General features: G+C 71.0%; 16 protein-coding genes. 3 read left to right on the top strand and 13 right to left on the bottom strand.

Annotation, left to right across the window (positions count from 1 at the left end; genetic code table 11):
- Positions 1-14 precede the first annotated feature (14 nt).
- Complete coding sequence (locus tag AB0I98_RS13495; RefSeq protein WP_362939910.1) at positions 15-1,649, top strand: helix-turn-helix domain-containing protein; 1,635 nt, start codon at positions 15-17, stop codon at positions 1,647-1,649.
- Positions 1,650-2,000: 351 nt separating this feature from the next.
- The gene (locus tag AB0I98_RS13490; RefSeq protein ID WP_362939907.1) at positions 2,001-3,464 is read left to right on the top strand and encodes an amino acid permease; all 1,464 of its coding nucleotides are present in this window, start codon (positions 2,001-2,003) and stop codon (positions 3,462-3,464) included.
- Positions 3,465-3,539: 75 nt separating this feature from the next.
- Here AB0I98_RS13490 and AB0I98_RS13485 read toward each other — a convergent pair whose 3' ends face one another.
- From AB0I98_RS13485 to AB0I98_RS13475, 3 genes are all read right to left on the bottom strand, one after another.
- The gene (locus AB0I98_RS13485) at positions 3,540-4,565 is read right to left on the bottom strand and encodes a terpene cyclase (protein ID WP_362939904.1); all 1,026 of its coding nucleotides are present in this window, start codon (positions 4,563-4,565) and stop codon (positions 3,540-3,542) included.
- Between the two features lie 20 nt (positions 4,566-4,585).
- Entirely contained in the window at positions 4,586-5,947 is a 1,362-nt protein-coding gene (locus AB0I98_RS13480) for a cytochrome P450 (protein WP_362939901.1), read from the bottom strand.
- 73 nt (positions 5,948-6,020) lie between these two features.
- Positions 6,021-7,070, bottom strand: coding sequence for an amidohydrolase family protein (locus tag AB0I98_RS13475; RefSeq protein ID WP_362939898.1), 1,050 nt, complete (start codon positions 7,068-7,070; stop codon positions 6,021-6,023).
- Between the two features lie 216 nt (positions 7,071-7,286).
- Between AB0I98_RS13475 and AB0I98_RS13470 the strand changes: the two genes are divergently transcribed.
- Entirely contained in the window at positions 7,287-7,958 is a 672-nt protein-coding gene (locus AB0I98_RS13470; RefSeq protein WP_328349558.1) for a TetR/AcrR family transcriptional regulator, read from the top strand.
- Here the strand turns inward: AB0I98_RS13470 and AB0I98_RS13465 are convergent.
- The 10 genes from AB0I98_RS13465 to AB0I98_RS13420 form a co-directional block, all read right to left on the bottom strand.
- Positions 7,928-8,710: an ABC transporter ATP-binding protein gene (locus AB0I98_RS13465; RefSeq protein ID WP_362939895.1), complete on the bottom strand. Its 783-nt coding sequence runs from the start codon at positions 8,708-8,710 to the stop codon at positions 7,928-7,930. The genes AB0I98_RS13470 and AB0I98_RS13465 overlap by 31 nt on opposite strands.
- Positions 8,711-8,715: 5 nt before the next feature.
- Positions 8,716-10,524, bottom strand: a complete 1,809-nt coding sequence (locus tag AB0I98_RS13460; RefSeq protein ID WP_362939891.1) for a branched-chain amino acid ABC transporter ATP-binding protein/permease — start codon at positions 10,522-10,524, stop codon at positions 8,716-8,718.
- Entirely contained in the window at positions 10,517-11,383 is an 867-nt protein-coding gene (locus AB0I98_RS13455; RefSeq protein ID WP_362939888.1) for a branched-chain amino acid ABC transporter permease, read from the bottom strand. The genes AB0I98_RS13460 and AB0I98_RS13455 overlap by 8 nt, the downstream gene beginning before the upstream one ends.
- A complete protein-coding gene (locus AB0I98_RS13450; protein ID WP_362939885.1) occupies positions 11,380-12,627 on the bottom strand; it encodes an ABC transporter substrate-binding protein in 1,248 nt (415 codons plus the stop codon). The genes AB0I98_RS13455 and AB0I98_RS13450 overlap by 4 nt, the downstream gene beginning before the upstream one ends.
- A 124-nt stretch (positions 12,628-12,751) precedes the next feature.
- The gene (locus tag AB0I98_RS13445) at positions 12,752-13,666 is read right to left on the bottom strand and encodes an alpha/beta fold hydrolase (RefSeq protein WP_362939882.1); all 915 of its coding nucleotides are present in this window, start codon (positions 13,664-13,666) and stop codon (positions 12,752-12,754) included.
- 267 nt (positions 13,667-13,933) lie between these two features.
- Entirely contained in the window at positions 13,934-15,637 is a 1,704-nt protein-coding gene (locus AB0I98_RS13440; RefSeq protein WP_362939879.1) for a CocE/NonD family hydrolase, read from the bottom strand.
- The gene (locus AB0I98_RS13435; RefSeq protein ID WP_362939876.1) at positions 15,634-17,232 is read right to left on the bottom strand and encodes an AMP-binding protein; all 1,599 of its coding nucleotides are present in this window, start codon (positions 17,230-17,232) and stop codon (positions 15,634-15,636) included. The genes AB0I98_RS13440 and AB0I98_RS13435 overlap by 4 nt, the downstream gene beginning before the upstream one ends.
- The gene (locus AB0I98_RS13430; RefSeq protein WP_362939873.1) at positions 17,229-17,966 is read right to left on the bottom strand and encodes an SDR family oxidoreductase; all 738 of its coding nucleotides are present in this window, start codon (positions 17,964-17,966) and stop codon (positions 17,229-17,231) included. The genes AB0I98_RS13435 and AB0I98_RS13430 overlap by 4 nt, the downstream gene beginning before the upstream one ends.
- Complete coding sequence (locus AB0I98_RS13425) at positions 17,963-19,087, bottom strand: hypothetical protein (RefSeq protein ID WP_362939870.1); 1,125 nt, start codon at positions 19,085-19,087, stop codon at positions 17,963-17,965. The genes AB0I98_RS13430 and AB0I98_RS13425 overlap by 4 nt, the downstream gene beginning before the upstream one ends.
- Entirely contained in the window at positions 19,084-19,536 is a 453-nt protein-coding gene (locus AB0I98_RS13420; protein WP_362939866.1) for a zinc ribbon domain-containing protein, read from the bottom strand. Before AB0I98_RS13420 ends, AB0I98_RS13425 begins: the two co-directional genes overlap by 4 nt.
- Positions 19,537-19,569: the final 33 nt, after the last annotated feature.

Genomic DNA, 19,569 nt, shown 5'->3' with positions numbered 1-19,569 from the left:
TGGATCCGGCCGCGGTGTCTCCCCCGGCAGCGAGCATCAGCCTGCGTCAGTTGCTGATGGCGCTGGGGGACTCCTTGGTGGAGGTGCAGGCCGCTCCGGCGGGGCTGGATGTCGAGATCGGTGGCGTTGCGCTGCTCGATCCCGAGGATCCGCCGACCGCGCAGCCGGGTGAGCTGGTGCTCGCCATCGGTGCCCGTGGCCGAGCCGCGTCTCCCGTGCTGCGGGCCGCCGGGCGGGACGGAGCCGCGGCCGTGGTGGTCAAGCTGGACGGGCCCGGCCAGGCCACGGCGCTCAGCGAGACCGCTGCCGAGGCCGGGGTCGCCCTGCTCTCACTGCGCAGTGAAGCGCGCTGGGAGCAGGTGAACGCGCTGGCCCGGGCCGCGCTCGACGACGCACCGCCGGGTGAGTCCGGCCAAAGGGCCGAGGAGGGCGATCTGTTCTCTCTCGCCCAGACCACCGCCATCCTCACCAGCGGCATCGTCAGTATCGAGGACGCGGCGAACCGGGTGCTGGCGTACTCCCGTACCACGGACTCCGACGAGGCGGACGATCTGCGGCGGCGTTCGATTCTCGGCTGGCAGGGACCGGAGGGGTATCTGGCGAAGCTGCGCGAGTGGGGTGTGTTCCAGCATCTGCACTCCAGCGACGAGGTGATCGCCATCGACAGCCACCCCGAGCTGGGCATCCGCCGCCGTCTCGCGGTGGCCATCCGGTCCGGGGACCGGCAGCTGGGCACCATCTGGGTGCAGGAGGGCTCGACTCCGCTGTCCGACCGCGCGCGCCAGGCACTGCTCGGTGCCGCCCGGGTCGCCGCGCTCCACCTCGTACGGCGGCGCCGAGAGCTGTCGGAGGACGTGACGCTCACCCGGACCCTGCTGGCCGGACTCCTGGAGGGGAGCACCGGGCCGCAGCCGCTGGCCACCCACCTGGGATTCGACGCCCATCGCCCGGCCGCCGTGCTGGGCTTCTCGTACCGGACCACCGAGGCGCAGGAGACCGCGGAGGTCGTCGCCGCGCCCGAGCTGACCCACACCGAGGTCACCAACCTGGTCTCCGTGCACATCGCCGCCCGGCACCGCAGCGCCCTGGTCACCCAGGTCGATCCCCGCATCTACGTGCTCCTGCCCCAGCTGCCCCGCGGCATCGACACGGACACGCTGCGCGGCTGGGCCCAGGAGATCACCGACGCCGTACGCCGCCACCTGGGCCTGCCCCTGCGTGGCTCGGTCGGCTGCCTGGTGCCCGGGCTCGGTGACGTCCCCGAGTCACGCCGGGAGGCCGACCGCATTCTCGACGCCATGGTGAGCGCCGGTGTGCCCACCGCCGTCGCCGCGCTTCCGGACATCCAGGCGGAAGTGCTGGTCAGCGAGATAGTGACCTTGCTCGCCGCGCACCGCGAGATACGGGATCCCCGGCTGACCGCCCTGGTCTCGCACGACAGCCGGCACCGGGGCCAACTCGCCGAGACCCTTCTGACGTACCTGAACTGCCTGGGTGACATACGGGCCGCCGCCACCCGGCTCCATGTGCACCCCAACACCCTGCGATACCGGCTTCGCCGGGCCGAGGAGCTGACCGGCCTCGATCTGAGCCGTCCCGACCAGCGTCTGCTGGCCATGCTCCAACTGCGGCTGCCGCCCGACGACTGACCCGGTTCCGCATTGGACGGACGTACAGCCATTGAGGGCGAGTTTGTTCGGCCTTCACAAACACAGGGCCCCATGACCCCTCATACGCTTGCGCAAATCATTTCCGCAAGTGATGCGGTTCACCTCCCACGAGGAGGCGGAGCGAAGCGCGGACGTGCGGTGACGACCCCATCACCAGCACGGCACCCGGACACCGCGCATCGCACCGTGAACGCTTCCGGAAATCGTCAGTGCCCTGACCGCCCGCTCCTGGGCAGCGCACGCCCGGCTCGTCCTTCCCCCCGCCACCGAGGCGACCCGGGCAGCCACGCCCCCGCACGGCACTCCCAACCACCCCATTTGGATGTCGACATGACTACACGTCCCCCAGATTCACTGGCCTCCGACACCGCGCCACCCACCAGTGGTCCGCCTCCGGAGCAGCAGGCAGGTCTCCAGGCCGGTCTCAAGAACCGTCATCTGTCCATGATCGCCATCGGCGGGGTGATCGGCGCCGGTCTCTTCGTGGGCTCCGCCTCCGGCATCACTGCCGCGGGCCCCGGCATCCTGCTGTCCTACGCCCTGGTCGGCGCTCTCGTCGTCTTCGTGATGCGGATGCTCGGCGAGATGGCCGCGGCCAACCCGGCCTCCGGCTCCTTCTCCGCCTACGCGGACCGGGCGCTCGGCCGCTGGGCCGGGTTCTCGATCGGCTGGCTGTACTGGTTCTTCTGGGTCGTCGTCCTCGCCGTGGAGGCGACCGCGGGCGCGGTGATCCTGGAAGGGTGGGTGCCGGCCGTACCGCAGTGGGCCTGGGCCCTGATCGTGATGGTGGTGCTCACCGCCACGAACCTGGCCTCGGTCGGCTCCTTCGGCGAGTTCGAGTTCTGGTTCGTCGGCATCAAAGTCGTCGCCATCACGGGCTTCATCGTGCTCGGCGGCCTGGCGATCTTCGGTGTGCTGCCCGGCTCCGACAACGCCGCGACGGGCTTCGGCAACCTCACCGAACACGGCGGCTTCCTACCGAACGGGCCGGGCGCGATCCTCACCGGCATCCTGCTGGTCGTCTTCTCCTTCATGGGCAGCGAGATCGTCACTCTCGCCGCCGGTGAGTCCTCGGACGCGGCACGGGCGGTGGCGAAGGCCACCAGGAGCGTGATCTGGCGGGTCGGTGTCTTCTACGTCGGTTCGATCCTCGTCGTGGTCGCCCTGGTGCCGTGGAGTGACCCCTCGATCGAGAAGAAGGGCTCGTACGTCGCGGCCCTCGACTCGATCGGCATCCCGCACGCCGGCGAGATCATGAACTTCATCGTGCTGACCGCCGTACTGTCCTGTCTCAACTCCGGCCTCTACACGGCCTCCCGGATGGCCTTCTCGCTCGGGCAGCGTGGCGACGCCCCGCGGTCCTTCGTCCGGACGAACACGCGAGGTGTCCCGCAGGCCGCGATCCTGGCCTCCGTGGTCTTCGGCTTCGTGGCGGTCGCCTTCAACTACCTGTGGCCGGACACGGTGTTCCAGTTCCTGCTGAACTCCTCGGGCGCCGTCGCGCTCTTCGTGTGGCTGGTCATCTGCTTCTCGCAGCTGAAGATGCGGGGGATCATCCTGCGCGAGAGCCCGGAAAAGCTCGTCGTGCGGATGTGGCTGTTCCCGCATCTGACGTGGGCGACCATCGCGATGATCGCGTTCGTGCTCGTCTACATGCTCACCGACGACAAGGAGGGCGGCGGCCGGAGCCAGGTGCTCCTGTCGGTGCTCGTCGCCGCCGTGGTCATCGCGATCTCGTTGGTCCGGGAGCGGTCCCGCCGGAAGGACACCGAGGAGGCGGTCGCGCCGCGGTAGCCGACGCGCGCCGCGGTAGCCGACGCGAACCGCCGACAGCGGCCGGGGGTGGGTTCGCCACGGCTCACCCACCGGTCAGGGGCATCCTCCGGTCCCCATGAGCCGGGCTTCGAGGTACTCGTCGGGTCGCTCCGTGTCGCCGTCGACGGACCGGGCGTAGCGCTGTGTGCGTCTGGACCAGTCGAGGTTGCCGCGCATCCACGTCCGCATGCCGGTGAGGCAGGGGGTGAGTTGGCCAGCCCGGTGGGGATGTGCGGTGAGCAGTCGGGCCTCCGCTCGTAGGAACCGGTCCGTCTCCTCCCGGATGGCTGTGTGGACGTGGTCCAGCGCGGCCGACCGGTCCAATCCGCGATGGTGCTGGACGACGTAGACGAGGTTGTGCACCTCGCCCCGCGAGCGCTCCTTGGCCAGTGAGTAGACGTCGTTGGTCCAGCAGACGACGTTGCACGCGGCGTCGAGGGCGGAGGCGAACTCGGCGCCGGGGTAGAGGGTGTCGGGTACCGAGACGCCCACCGCGATCTCTATGAGGTCCATGCAGACGTAGATCGCGCCCGTATGCCGACGGTTGACGACGTACGCCTCCTCCGACGGGACGGTGCCGTGGACTCGATTGCCCACCTCCCAGACGGCCGCCGTTCTCAGACATGTCTCGAGGTGCCCGGCGAATCGACGGTGCCACCCGGGACGTCCGAGCGGCGCCGTGCGCTCCCACAGATCGGCCAGAGACGAGACAGCGGTGGGAGTGTCCGGGCTCGGCGGGTCGGAGGGGTGGTGCCCGCTCAGTACGGCGCACATCTGGTCCACGATGCGCAGTGCCTGTGACGGGTCGCGTCCGACCCCTCCGTCGTCGAGCTGGTCGTCGACCAGGAACAGCCAGGCGAACCAGTCGGCCATGAGGTCCAGGCGAGTGGCGTCGGCGGTCGGATACACCGCTGCGGCGAACCACCCGAAGTCCGCTCGCTGGAAGCGTCTCCAGGCCGACTCCCGATGGACGAGACCGGTGCGCCGTACCCAGTCGGCCACATGACGGCGCGTCCGCTCCGCATGCGGATTGAGCCGGTGCGGGAACGCGCTGAGGATGTCCTGCTGAGGGGTGTCCATGAACGTACGGCCTTCTCGTGTCAGCGGTGCTCGAGTCGCAGCCGCATGCCGCCTCGGGGACGCAGCGTGATAAGGGCCTCCGGATGTACGTCGGGGGCGTCCGCGGGCAGGACCAGACGGTGTGTACGCGCGACGGTGGCGAGCACCAGGGTGAGTTCGGTCAGGGCGAAGTGCCTGCCGATGCAGACGCGTTGCCCGCTGCCGAACGGGATGTAGGCGTGCCGCGGGCGGCGGGCGGTCTCTTCCGCGGCGAACCGCTCGGGACGGAAGGCTTCCGGCTCGTCCCAGAAGTCCGGATGCCGGTGCAGGACATAGCTGTTGATGAGCATGTTGCTGCCCGCCGGAATGCGGTATCCGGCGATCTCGTCGTCCTGACTCGCGTGGCGCATGAACTGATAGGCGGGGGAATAGATGCGCAGCGTCTCGTCGACGACCATGCGCGTGTAGGCCAGTTCGGGCAGGTCCTCGAACCGGGGGATCCGGCCGCCGAGCACCCGGTCGACCTCCTCGTGCAGCCGCTTCTCGGCGTCGGGATGACGCGCGAGGAGATGGAACGCCCAGCAGAGGGCGTTGGTGGTGGTCTCGTAGGCGCCCACACAGAGGTTGAGGACCTCGTGGTGGAGCCGCTCGAGGCCCATTCCGCTGCCGTCTTCCTCGTCGACGGAGTGCAGCAGGAGGGTCAGCAGATCGGGTTCCGGGTCCGCGTCCCTCTCCGTGCAGAGCCGTCCTTGGACGAATCCTGAGACGAAGGAGTCCATGGCGTCGATCGCGCGCCGGAGCCTGCGATGGCTGGGGGTGGGCACGCTCAACGGTGGGAAGGGACAGCGGAAGAACGCCGCGAGGATGCTGTTGGCCACCCCGAAGGCCTGCTCGAAACGCTGAGCCGTCGCGCTCACATCCGCACTGAACAGAGACCTGTTGACGATGGCGAGCGCGAGTCGGCCGAACTCGTCCATGGCGTCGATCACCCGCCCGTCGCGAGGGTCGCGCTCCCAGCGGTCCAGCATCTTCACGGTCTCGGTCGTCATGTTCCGGGCGAACGAGCCGACCGCGCCCGGGGTGAAATGCGGTGCCATCATGCGACGTTGCCGACGCCACTGCTCTGTGTCCGCGTTGGCGATCAGCCCCGAGCGCAGCACCGGACGTACGGCCTTGAAGAGAAACGCGTTCTTGTCGTACTGAGCGCTCTTGTCGACGAGGATGCGGCGGATGTGGTCCGGGTGGTTGACCATCACCATGGGGATGCCCAGCGTGCGGAAGCGGAAGATGTCGCCGTACCGCTCGCGGCCACGCGACAGAAAGGCCAGCGGGTCACGTCTGAAGCTCGGTGACCCGCGGAGACGGTCGGTGAACCTGACGGACGGCAGAGCCCTTGGAGCCATGAACATCACCCCTGAACTGGGTAAATGAATGTTCATTAACATCCAATAACCTGGTGCACCCGGGCCGGACCGGTCAAGGAGTGCGCCCGAAGTCGACCGAATACCCGAGCGATCCGGCCGTAAGTCGTCGGTCGGCTTCCAGGCCCAGCAGCCGCTGCGCGTTGCCGAGCAGCCAGTCATGGGTGACCGCCTCACCCAGGCCGAGTTCGGCCACCTCCCGGATCAGGGTGCGCACGGGCACGGAGTGGACCCAGGTCGCGGTGCCGAACATGACCTTGCGGCGCAGGGTGCTGCGGCCGTACAGCAGGAGGGGCTCCCAGCCCGAGCCCGGACGCGACATCCAGCTCGCGCGATGGGTGGAGAACTCCACGAAGACATGGGGGTGGCGTTGGGCGACCGAGATCATCTCGTGCATCCAGGGCCAGCCGCCATGGCCCGCGACGATCCTCAGGTCCGGGTGGCGGCCCGCGAGCGCGTCGATGACCCTCGGGTGCGACAGCTCGTTCGGGCGTCGGGTGCACAGGTGGTGCCCGGTGTGGATCCACACCGGCAGCCTCAGCCGCTCGGCTGCCGCGAAGACGGCGGCGTAGCGCGGCGCCTGCGGTTCGACGCCGTCCCGAAAGGCGATGACGGTGACACCGCGCATGCCCAGCGCGTGGCAGCGCTCCAGCTCCGCCAGCGCGGCGTGCGGATCGCGGAGGTTCAGGCCCGCCCACGCCTCCATCCGCCCGGGGGCACGCGCCGCGAAGGCAGCCACCCGGGTGTTGACGCTGTCGCCGTCGGGCAGCCGGGCGCTGGAACCCATCAGCACCTGATAGGCGATGCCCTGCTCATCCATGGCGCGCAGATGGGCCGCCACGTCGATGTCGTCGGGCTGGTTCGCCACGAGGACCTCGACGGCCGCGTCCAGGTCGCCGACGTCCAGCAGTCGGCGGTAGTGGGCGAAGTCCGCGCCGAAGACGGTGGTCATATGGCGGCCGAACGCCCGCAGATAGGCCGGTGCCTGGCCGCCCAGGTCGCGGAAGTAGGCGCCCCACGATGCGCGGTCGTACACCAGGGCGCACATGTCGATCGCGCTGATCCCGTCCGCGCCGTCCGTCCCGCTCTCATCAAGGCCCCTCAAGATCTGCTCCCGTCCCGGGCGCGCTGAGCACGCGCCCGTCTCGGTCCGTGAGCCTCCCGGTGAGGAGGCTCCGCCTGGTAGTACCCGGCGTACCTTTCTGCGGCGGTGTGATCGCCATACGGCCGGTTGAGCCCGTAAAGTGAGCAGGTGAACGGCCATTCACCGGCTCCCCGCGACGCCGACGGCCGGCCGCCACCGAGGGACGGGAATCACTCCATGGCCATGTCGACCGAGGGAGCGTTCGCCCCGCCGCCCAGGGGGAGCACGCGGAGGCAGATCGAGTCGGTCGCCGCCGAGTTGTTCTACCGGCGGGGTTACGGCAACACGAGCGTCCGGGAGATCCTGGCGGCCCTCGGTATGACCCCCGCGGCCATGTACAACCACTTCAGGTCCAAGGAGGAGCTCCTCCACTCGATCGCCTCGCGGACCTGTGCCGAACTGGAGCGCCAGCTCGCGGAAGCCTTCGAGCGGGGCGGCGGGGATCCCGTGCGCGAGCTGTGGGAGGCGGCCCGGACGCTCACCGTCTTCCACACGACGTACCGCCTGGAAGCGGTGGTCAGCCGGTCGGAGACGCATCATCTGCCGCCGTCGCTGTCCACGGAGATCAGGGACAGCGAGCGCCGCATACGGCGGGAGTTTGAGCGGATGCTGGAACAGGGGCGGACACGGGGTGCGTTCCGGGCCGCGCTGCCCGGTGGGCGGGAGGCGGACATTCCGGTCACCGCGAAGGCGTTGCTGGACATGTGTATCCACGCCGGGCTCTGGTTCCGTCCGGAGGGCAGGCTCAGCGCCGAGGAGATCGCCGAGCAGTACGGCGTCCTGGTGCTGCGGGCGGCGGGGGTCGGCCATGACGAGATTCAGTCGCTGTCCGCGAGCGTGCCCAAGTAGGCCTCCTGCAGCGCCGGTCCCTCACGCAGCCGGGCGGCCGGTCCCTCGGCCACGATCCGGCCCGTCCGCATCACATAGGCCCGGTCGGCCAGGCCGAGGACGCGCTCGACCGCCTGGTCGACGAGGAGCACGGTCAGGCCTGTCGTGCGCAGCTTCGCGACCGTCGCCAGGACCCGCTCTGCGGCAAGCGGCGCGAGGCCCAGCGACGGCTCGTCGATCAGCAGCATCCGCGGCTTGGCCACCAACGCCTGGGCGATGGCGAGGAGTTGCTGCTCCCCGCCGCTGAGCACCTCGGCCCGCGCCCGCAGCTTGTGTTCCAGGACGGGGAACAGGCTGAACGTCCACTCCAGACGCTCGCGCTCCTCGGCTGCGGTCACCTTCCGCTTCCACAGGCCCAGTTCGAGGTTCTCGCGCACGGTGAGCCCGTGGAAGACGCGCCGCCCCTCCGGCACCTGGACCAGTCCGCGCAGGCTGATCGACTCGGGCCGGTCGCGGGTGATGTCGGTGCCGGCGAACTCGACCGTGCCCGCGGTCGGGCGCAGCAGGCCGGAGACGGTGCGGAGCAGGGTCGATTTTCCGGCACCGTTCGCGCCGATCAGGGCGCAGATCTCGCCTTCGCGCACCGCGAGCGTGACGTCGTGGACGACGGGGACGGGGCCGTAGCCGGAGTGCACCCCGTTCAGGCGAAGCAGCGGCGGTTCGGGCGTCGCGGACATGCGGTCGCCCTCCGGTGCGTCCTGTTCGGTGGACATGGGCGTCAGCTCCCCAGGTAGGCGTGGAGTACGCGGGCGTCGTGCAGCGCGATGGAGGGCTCGGCCGAGACGAGGGTGACTCCCGCGTCCAGCACGGTGACTTGATCGGCCACGGCGGCCACCAGCTCGATGTGGTGCTCGACGAGCAGCACCGTCATGTCCTGGGCCCTGATCTCCCGCAACAGGCCGTCCAGCATGGCGAGTTCGGCGGGCGAGAGGCCCGCGGCCGGTTCGTCCATCAGCAGCAGCCGGGGACGCGCCATGAGCGCGCGGGCGATCTCCAGCAACCGCTGGTTGCCGTGCGGCAGGATCCCGGCCGGGGTCCGGGCGTACGGGGTCAGGCCCACGAAGTCCAGGTAGCCGGCGGCCTCTTCGCGCAGCAGACGGGACTCGCTCCACCCCCGGGGGAGCGCGAGCGCGTGCTCGACGACGCTGACCCGCTCCCTGGCATACGCCCCGAGCAGGACGTTCTCCAGCGCGCTGAGCCGGGGCAGTAGCAGGGGAGTCTGGAAGGTCCGCGCGACCCCGAGGCGGGCGATCCGCTCGGGAGCCTGGCGGCTCACTTCCGTCCCGCTCAGCAGCACCCGGCCGCGCTCCGGGGGCACGAGACCGGTCACGGCGTTCAGCAGCGTGGTCTTCCCCGATCCGTTCGGGCCCACCAGCGCGTGGATGGTGCCCGGCTCCACCGACAGATCGACACCGCCCAGCGCGCGGACACCGCCGAAGGAGCGCCGCAGGTCCGTCGTACGCAGCCGCAGCCCACTCCCCGGGCGACTGGTCATGGGAGTGGGCCGCGGCGCGGGCGCGTCCACGGACGGCACCGCAACCGCTCCCTCGGAGCGGTGCCGTCCTCCCGCGGTCAGACGCGCCACGATCCTGGGCCCGTGCTCCTCCCACGCCCCGGCGATGCCGTGCGGCACGTACACGATCAGCACGAGCAGGGCCACGGCGTAGATGAGCAGCCGCCACTCGGCCAGGTCGTCCAGCAGCTCGGGCACCACGAAGAACGCCAGCGTGCCCAGGAACGGCCCGGCCGTGCGACCGGCGCCGCCGATGATCACCACGAGGAGGAAGAAGAGCGAGAACTCGATGGGGAAGTCGTCGGGGGTGACCATGCCGCGCGTCGTGGCCAGCAACGCACCCCCGAGTCCGGCGAGCGCGGCAGACAGACAGAAGGCGAAGATCTTCAGCCGGACGGGAGCCGCGCCCACCGTGCGTACGGCGTCGGGTGCGTCGCGTACGCCGGTGAGCGCCCGGCCGATCCGGGAGCGCAGCACGTTCGCGACCAGCCAGGTGGCCACCACGACCAGGGCGAGCACCAGCCAGTACAGCTGCTCTTCGGTGAGCGGCCTGCCGCCGGCCTCGGGCAGGGGGACGCCGATGATGCCCGCGAACCCGCCGGTGAGGTCCCGCAGTTCGGTCAGCAGACTGCCCACCACCATGGCGAAGGCGAGGGTGATCAGCGCCAGATGCCAGGAGGACAGCCGGAGCGCGGGCAGGGCCATCAGCCCGCCGACGGCGGCCGACACGGCCATGGCGGGGCCGACGGCCGCCCAGAACGACCAGCCGTGGTCGACGGTGAGCACGGCCGCGGTGTAGGCGCCGACCGCCACCAGGGCGCCGTGCCCGAGCGACACCTGCCCGGCGTACCCGAACAGCACGTTCAGGCCCATGGCGATCAGCACATAGATGCCGACCACGGTGGCCACATGCAGGACATAGCCGTCCCGGGTGAGCGGGGGAAGTACGGCGGCCAGCACGAGGGCGACGCCAAGCCCCGTACGCCGGAAGGCAGGTGACATGGACTCAGACACGGCGCAGCTCCTCGCTTCCGCGCAGCCCCTGGGGCCGGACCAGGAGGATGGCGAGCGTGACGGCGAACAGGACGGCGGTCTGGGCGCCCGGTGAGACGTAGTCGGCGCCCGCGGCCTCGACGGCGCCGACGATCCAGCCCCCGAGCAGTGCCCCGCGCACATCGCCGACCCCGCCGAGGACGGCCGCGAAGAAGCCTTTGATGAGCAGCCCGAAGCCCATCGCCACCGACGCGAGCGTCAGCGGTGCCGCCAGCGCACCGGTCAGCCCGGCCAGCGCCCCGCCCAGCAGGAAGGCCCGGCGGCTGAGCCTGGCGGGATCGATGCCGCGCAGCCGGGCCGCGTCCCGGTCTGCGGCCACCGCCCGCACGGCGCAACCGGTGCGGGTCCGCGCGTGCGCCTCCAGGGCGGCGACCACGCCCAACGTGACCAGGACGACGGCCAGTTGATAGCTGTTGAAGCGGACACCGAGGAACGTGAGGGGGTCCAGGGACAGCGGCGCGGGGGGCTCGACGGTGCGCGGTTCGTCGGTCCACAGTCGGCCCGCGAGCTGGTTGAGCGCCAGCGAGAACGCCAGCGTCGTGATCACCCAGGCGCTGCCGTACGGCGAACGCCGCAGCACGGGCGCCACGGCCACCCGTTCCTCGACCAGCGCCACGGCAGCGACCCCGGCGGCAGCGATGGCCGCCGCGAGCGGCCAGGGCAGGGTCAGCACCGCCATGGTCATCGCGCCCAGCATCACCAGGTCGCCCTGGGCGAAGTTGAGCACCCGGGTCGGCCGGTGCAGCACCGTGAGGCTCACGGCCACCAGCCCGTACAGGCTGCCGTACACCAGACCGGGCACCAGCACGTCGTTGATCATGTCTGGCCGCCCGGGGCCAGCTCGCGGAAGATGCCGTGCACCGACTGCTCCTTCTTGGCGGACAGCAGCGAGGCGACGACGAGGGCGCCGTCGTCGATGCCCGTGTGCCGCGCGGAGGTGAACGAGATCCGTCCCCGGGGACCTTGGTGGTCGGTCACCTTGTCGAAGGCCGCCTTGAGCTTGTCCGGGGCCAGGGTCTTCTCCCGCTCGACGAGGTCGGCGAGCAGCTTGAGGAAGTCGTAGTAGGGGGAGGTGGCGGCGGTGAACTCCAGCCCGGCGGCGGTGGGTTCGGCCGCGATCCGCCGGGCGTACTCCATCGCGCCGCCCTGGGCCGGCATCTCGCCCGGCCGGTAGCTGAAGGCGGCGTAGGTGGTGGTGTACAGCCGCTCCATCAGCTCCTCGGGGAAGGCGTCGTAGGCCTTGATGTAGCTGAGTTCGTGGGAGACGACCGGTGGCGCGAAGCCGGTGGCGGCCATCGCCCGCAGGGTCAGTACGGAGGTCTGCGGCTGGCCGCTGAACAGGCCGACGGCGGCGGCGCCGTCGCGGTCGAGCTGTTTGACGAACGGGGTCATGTCGGGGGCGGCCTGGTTGAAGACCTGGACGGAGACGGGGCGCGTGCCGTAGCGGTCGTCGAGTACGGCGGTGAAGGCGTCGCGAATCGCCTCCCCGTACTCGGAGTTCTCCACCAGCAGCCCGACCTTTCTGAGGTCACGTACCTCGAACAGGTAGCGGGCCACGGCGGCCGTCTGCTGCCGGGTGTTGAAGACCAGCTGGTAGTGGAAGGGGAACTGCTCGCCGTCGCCGAGCCGTTCGGCCACACCCCAGGCGGACTGGAGTACCTCCGCACGGCCCAGCACACTGGCCGACGCCACCGCCTGGGAGCTGCCCGTCGGTCCGAGCACGAACTGCGGCTTGTCACGCAGCAGGCGTCGGGCCACCATCGGCTGCGTCCCGGGCTTGCCCTCGTCGTCCTCCTCGAGGAGTTTCAGCGGCCGGCCCAGCAGCCCGCCCGCCTCGTTGATCTCCCGCACGGCGAGCCGGGCCGCGGCGTAGGCCGGCTTGTACGCGGACGCCAAGGCGCCGGAGGCCGGTTGGATCCAGCCGAGCCGGGCCTGTCCGCCCGCGTCGCCGGTGTTGTCGGAGCCGCCGCAGGCGGCCAGGGCGGGGGCCGCCCCCAGCCCCATCGCGGCGGCGAGGCCGAACCGCCCGCTGCTGCGCAGCAGATCGCGACGTGACAGTTGCATGGCGCTCCCTCTCCCTGTGCGTAGGTGAAGTCGATCCGTGGTGGCGCTTTGGCGCTGCCCGGGCCCGCCCCTTCGTCGGCGGGAAGGGGCGGGCGGGGGCGAGCAGTCGCTCGCCGGCTCCGGCTCAGCACGTGGGCCTGAGCTCCGGGTCCGCGGGACCGGGGCGCTGCAGGGCGTTGGTGATCCACTGCAGCGGGACCTGGTCGAAGGCGAGGTTGAGATGGTTGATCGTGCTGTTCGGGCACCTGTCCTGGACGGTGATGTTGGTGACCTGGCTGGAAGCTCCCTTCAGATGGGCGCTGGTGTACGGCAGGATGTACTCGTCGAACTTGGTGCTGATCGTCGTGTAGCTGACGCCCGACTCCACCTCACGGCTCTCGTTGAGGTGGGTGAGGAACGCCGAGCCGGCGTCGAACTGCAGGCACGACGGGCAGAACGCGGTGGCGACCCACTCGGGCATGTCGTGCCAGGGTGAGTGGAACGTCGTGCCGTGATTGGGTGGTCCGAGCGCGATGAAGTCGTCCACCCACCTGGCTCCGCCTTCGAAACGCAGGTACTGACGGGGCATCAGGCCACCGGCGCTGTGCCCGATCACGTCGACCTTGAAAGAGCCCGTCGTGATCCGGACCCGGTCGACGAACGCCTTGAGGTCCTTGGCGGATTCCTCCAGCGGCGCGACGCCCGGCAGCGGGTATTTCCCCTGCCCGGTGCCCCAGGTCAGCGCGTAGACGCAGAACCCGGCCTTATGAAGGTTTTCCGATACGAACGGCCAGTTGACGTCCGGTGTGGCGTACAGGCCGTGGACCAGGACGACCGGTTCGGGGTGCTGCCGGGTGGGCCGGCACCGCCAGTCGTTGGCTCCGGGCAGTGGTGGGGCGGGCGGTGCGTCGTCGACGGCCGTGAATCGGTGGTGCGGCTCGGGTTGGGCCGAGGACGATGCGGACGGCAGTCCCAGTGCCACTGCGGCGAGTGCGGTCACGCACGCCAGCCGGAGGAGGATGTGGATCCGGCGGGTGCGAGAGGGGTTCTGCTTGGACAAGTGCGGCTCCTTCGATGAGGCCGGGCGGGGTCCCGACCCGCCCCGGCCGTCGGAGCGGTCTTCGTCCGTGGTGGGGGACCGGTGGGTCCTCCGGTACGGGCCGGACCGCGGCGTGCGGTGTCGCGTACACCGGCTGCCCGGGCCGGCGCCCGATGCGGAACACCGGTCGCCTCCGGGGAGTCGAGTGCAGCGTGCGGGGGCGGCGGACGGACGGGGTGGGCCCGTCGGCCGCGGGGAGGGGCGATGAGGTGGCAGGGCGTGCGCCGGTCATGCGGATTGCTCGCCTTCGGCCGTCACGGCGGTGCCGTGGAGCATGGTGAGTTCGAGCCAGGAGAGGTTCTCGGGGTCGTGGTGGACCGTCTGTTCGGCCACGACCGGGACGCTCTCCTGGCCGATCGGGCCGCCGGTGTTGAGGTTCCGGTCGTATTGGGGGAAGTTGCTGCTCGAGACATGGACCCGCAGGCGGTGCCCGGCAGGAAGGCGCCAGGCCGTGTGGCCCAGGTCGAGTCGAAGCGTGCTGACCGTGCCGGGCGTGAGGGGCCGTTCCGTGTCCGGACCGTGGCGGTGGCGGGCACGGGTGATGCCGTCGGCGACGAGCAGGGCGCGGCCGTCGGGGAGGACGTCGAGGAGTTTGCCGGTGAAGTCGGTGTCGGGTGCGCTGCTTTCGACCGACAGCACCAGCCGGACCGGGCCCGCCAGATCGAGGGTCTCGAGCAGTGGCTCAGAGGTGTAACTGAGCACGTCCGGGCGGTGTTCGAGATGGTTCTGGGCGAGGGGCCCGGGTACCAGGTCGCCCAGGTTGAGCACCCGTCCGCCGTGGCTGGGCACCGGGTCGGCCGGATCGTAGCGGTAGTGGGCGGCAGGCTCGTGCCGCTCGGGCGCGTTGCCCAGGATGCCGCCCTGCCGCAGATACCACCGCCGGGTCACCGCGCGCGCCGGCGGCCACCGGGCGCTCGTATGCCATTCTCCCGCGCCCATGAGGAAGTACCGCACCCTCGGCAGCTCCCGCTGCGCGTCCCGCAGATAGCGGTCGAAGAACGCCAGGTGCTGTTCGGCGAGCCCGCCGAAGCGCGCGGAGGAGGCCAGGCCGAAGTTCACCTCGCCCTGGATCGGCAGCAGTGAGCTCAGGTGGGCCCAGCTGCCCATGATCAGGTGGTGGTCGCCCGCGCGGGATGTCAGGTCCTGGTGCAGGCCGAGGGTGGCGGTGGCGTAGATGTCGTACCACCCGCTGATGGAGAGCGTGGGGATGTCGATGTCCTCGGCGTGGACGTCCGGGATCTCGGTCTGGCCCGCGAGGACGTCCCTGAGCAGTGGGGGGAAGTCCTCCAGGTCGAGGATGTCGGTGAGGGGGAGCTGTTCCATCGCGCGCCGCGGATTCCTGGCGCACTCCGCGATCGCCTCGATCGTCTTGCGCGGTGGCGGATCGCAGCCCGCCAGCCGGCGGCGCAGCCACTCCGGCGCCATCAACACCGCGGCCCAGCTGACCAGTTGGTCCAGGCGCAGTGCTCCGCCGGTGGCGCGGGCGTCGTAGTCGCCGACCGCGCACATGGCCGGGGCGATGGCGCGCAGGTGCGGGGGGCGCAGCGCGGCGCCGACCCACTGCACGATGCCCAGGTAGGAGGGCCCCACCATGCCGACGTTGCCGTCGCACCACGGCCGGCTGGCGATCCACTCCACGGTGTCGTGGGTGTCCAGCGCCTCCTGCCGCCACATGACCGGCTGCCAGTCGCCGTCGGAGGAGAACCGGCCCCGGCTGTCCTGGAGGACGACGGTGTAGCCGGCCTGCACGGCCAGGGAGGCGGGCAGGACGTCCAGCATCGGCATCCGGCGCTTGTCGTAGGGGCCGCGGTAGAGCAGTGCGGGCGTGAGGCCGTCCGCGGGAGGGTGCCAGACGTCGGAGCGCAGGACCACGCCGTCCCGCATGGGGGCGGGCACATCGCGCTCGATCGTCTCCACCTGGGGTGTGGTCATGGCTGTCGGCTCCTCCCGAGGGACTCACGTTTGACCGTGATTCCGGCCTGCCGCCGGTCCCAGGTGTCGTCCGTCAGTCCCTCCGCGCGCAGCGCGTGCTTGAGCACCTTCGCGGTGGGGGTCTTGGGCAGTTCGTCCAGGACGCGGACATAGCGCGGCACCATGAAGTGGGGCATGCGCGGGACGAGGTACTCGATCAACTCGGCCGGGTCGACGGCCCGGCCCGGTGCGGGGGCGACCGCGAGGAGGACCTCGTCCTCGCCGTGTTCGCTCGGGACGGCCACCGCGGCCGACTCGCGCACCGCCGGATGGGTCATCGCCTCGGACTCCACCTCGAAGGAGGAGATGTTCTCCCCCCTGCGGCGGATCGCGTCCTTGAGACGGTCGACGAAGAAGACCCGGCCCGCACCGTCCTGGCGCACCGCGTCCCCGGTGTGGAACCAGCCGTTGCGCCAGGCCGCCGTCGTCGCCTCCGGCATCCCGTGGTACCCGTGCGACAGCGACCAGGGCCGGTCGGCGCGCAGCACGAGCTCACCGCTGTGGCCCGGGGGCACCTGCCGGTCGTACGCGTCGACCACGCGGATCTCGATGCCGGGGCGCGGGGTTCCGCACAGTCCGCTTTCCTTCGGATCCGGCTCGGAGATCAGCGGGACCGATGTCTCGGTCATGTTGAACAGGGTGTGGACCTCGATGCCGAAGCGCTGCGACAGCTCAGCGCTGTTGTCGTCGAGCGGAAGCAACCACACCCATTTCAGCGGGTGTTGGACGTCTCCTTCCGCCGGGCCGCGCTTGAGCAGAAAGGACGCCATGACACCGAGCAGGGTGCAGCAGGTGACGCGGTGGGCGCGGACGACGTCCCAGAACGCGTCGGTGGCGAAGGAGTCGACCACGAGAACGGACCCGCCGAGCAGCAGCATCGCGTAGACCCCGATCGTCCCGCCCGCATGGAACAGCGGCAGTTGGACGAGGTAGCGGTCGGCCTCCCCGGCCCGCCCGGCGAAGGCGGCGACGGCCGCGGAGTAGTGGTGGACGTAGGAGCACAGCACGCCCTTCGAGGGGCCCGTCGTGCCCGAGGTGTAGATGATCCCGAACGTGTCCCAGGGCTGTGCGGGATACGGTTCGAAGTCGCCCGGATCGGCGTGGAGTTCATGCGGGCCGACGACCGTGGGGCGCCGGTCCCCGGGTTCGATCTCCGCCAGTCGCGGGGCGAGCTCGCGATGCGCGACGACCAGCGCCGCCCCGGAGTTGGCCAGCACGTGCTCCAGCATCCGGCCCTGGTAGGCGGTGTTGACGGGCACGCAGGTCGCGCCCGCGAGGTTGGTGCCGAACCAGGCGAGCAGCGCGTCCGGCCCGTTGGGCAGCCACGAGAGCACCCGGTCACCCGGTCGCACCCCGTAGGCCGCGAGGGCCGCCGCGGCGCCGAGGGAGCGCCGGAGGGTTTCGCCGTACGTCCAGCTCTCCCCGTCGGCGAAGACGGCGAACACCCGGTCGGGGTGCGCGCGGGCACGGGCGGTGAGCAGTCCGGCCACCGTGCAGGACGCGGCGTCCGGCACCCGTGGATCGTCCATCGCCAGGATCCGCACCGGCGGTGTCATGACCGTATCCATCCGCCGTCGACGAACAGGCACTGACCCGTCACGTAGCTCGCCTCGGCGGAGGCCAGCCATGCCACGGCCGCAGCCACCTCCTGCGGAGTGCCGAAACGGCTGATCGGCTGGGTGCGTACGTGCTTCTCGCCGATCCGGACGAGGTCCTCGGCCATGGCCAGCATGGGGGTGTCGACGAAGCCCGGGCAGACGGCGTTGGCGCGCACGCCGGCCGGGCCCAGCTCGGCCGCGAGTGACCGGGTGAGGGTGGCGAGCCCGCCCTTGGACACGTCGTACGCCACCTGTCCGACGTTGCCGATCATCGCCACGGAGGAGAGGTTGACCACCGCGCCGCCGTCGGCCTGGGCGAGCAGGGCCGCGGCGCGGCGGGACAGGAAGAAGGGAGCGTGGAGGTTGACGGACAGCACCTTGTGCCAGATCTTCGGCGTGTGGTCCGCGAGCGTTCCGCGGAATCCGATGCCCGCGTTGTTCACCAGCACATCGAGTCCGCCCCAGGCCTGCTCGACGCGGTCCACCACGGTCTGGGCCTGCTCCTCGTGGGCGATGTTCGCCGGTACGGCGATTCCGCCCACCTGCGCGGCCATGCGCTCCGCGGCCTCCTCGTCGATGTCGTTGACCGCGACCGTCGCGCCCTCCTCAGCGAGCCGGGTGACGATCGCCGCGCCGATGCCCCTGCCACCGCCGGTGACCAGCGCGGTGCGTCCCTTGAACAGTTCGTTCATTCGTAGCTCCCCACGAGTCGCTCCAGTGCTTGGAAGTGCCTCTCGTGCCTGCTCGCCGTCGCGTAGCTCACCAGGCGCCGCTGCGTGAGCGCCGCTTCAAGGCCGGTGTGCGTGGCCGGGTTGCGTACGGTCAGCAGCAGGGCGTCGCTGCCCGCGCCGCAGCCGTAGCCGAGGACCGCGATCCGGTCGTCGGGGACGGCCAACTCCAGTGCCCGGGCCAGTCCGAGCAGCGGTGCGGCCGCGCCCGTGTCGCCGATGCCGTGCGCGACGACGCAGGGCAGGGCGGAGCGGTCGGGCTGCCCGAGACGCCGGGCCAGCCGGATCGGGGTGATGGCGTCCGGCTGCGGGCCGACCAGGAAACGCAACGGCTCGGTCGGCGGGCCGAGTTGTTCCCAGGCGGTGACGCAGTGGTCGTACAGCCCGATGTCGGTGGCCGTCATCACCGAGCCACCGGTGCGGATGTGCCGCTCGCCGTCGGCGCGGAAGCCGTCGTTGGTGTCGGAGACCGCCGAGCCGACGGCGTCCACGGTGGCCAGCGTGGCGTCGCGGGTGACCAGGAGCGCCGCCGCTCCGGAGCCCGCGGTGTACTCCTGCGGATCGCCCGGCGCGACATGGGGTCCCAGCGTGTCCGTCCCCACCGCCAGTGCCGCCTCGGCGAAGCCGGCCCGCACCCACGCCAGCGCGCACAGCAGGGCGGCCGTCCCGGACTTGCCGGAGAACTGCACGTCGGCGGCGAAGGACGCGGGCGGCAGCCCGGCCATGTCGGCCAGCAGCGCCGCACTGGCCTTGGTGAGGTACGGGCCGGTCTGCGAGCCGAAGAAGACCGCCTGAGGTGTCGCGGGCGCCTCGCGCAGGGCGATGGCCGTGGCCTCGGCCGCCAGCGTCACGGCGTCCGAGTCGGGGTCGCACACCGCGCGGTGGGTGACGCCCTTACGCCGCACCACGTCCAGCGGCACATTGCGCCACACCTCGTGGATCTCCTCCACGGCGAGCCGGCCGGCGGGCAGCGCCGTGCCGATCGCGGAGATCCCCACGTCGTGCGTGGCGGGACCGGGCGTGTTCCCGGCAGGGTCGGTGACGTCCACGGGGATGCCGGTGAGCCGGGGCCAGTCGCCGCTCATCGCGCCCTCCGCGGCCGGAACTTGTAGCCGTACTGGTAGGGCCCCGAGGCCTCGCGCCGCCACTTGCGGACGACCAGCTCGACCTCGGTCCCTTCGGCCACCGCCGGGGGAGCGCCGTCGTAACCGGCGTCGACGTCGACGAGTTCGGTGAGCACGTGGGGTCCGTCCTCCAGGGCCACGATGGCGAACGGCCTGACGGCGCGGCCGGCGTGGCCGATCAGCGGGGTGTGGTCCTCAGCCGTGCTCACCACCCGGCCGAAGGGCGCCAGTTCGCTCTCGCGCAGGTCGCGCGAGCGGCAGTCGGGGCAGACACGGCGTGCGGGGAAGAACGTCAGTCCGCAGCCCGTGCAGTGGTTGCCGACGAGGCGGTAGCGACCGGCGCGCGAGCGCCAGGCCTTGGCGGGGGTCGGGGTGGCGATGCGGTAGACCGGTTCCGTGGGGGACCACATGGAGAGCTGTCCCTCCTTTCCTGCGTGGGTCGT

It is taken from the genome of Streptomyces sp. NPDC050211, from assembly GCF_040656035.1.
Lineage (GTDB): Bacteria > Actinomycetota > Actinomycetes > Streptomycetales > Streptomycetaceae > Streptomyces.
Note: the sequence above shows the minus strand (reverse complement) of the source record. Positions and strands in the feature narration are given on the sequence as shown.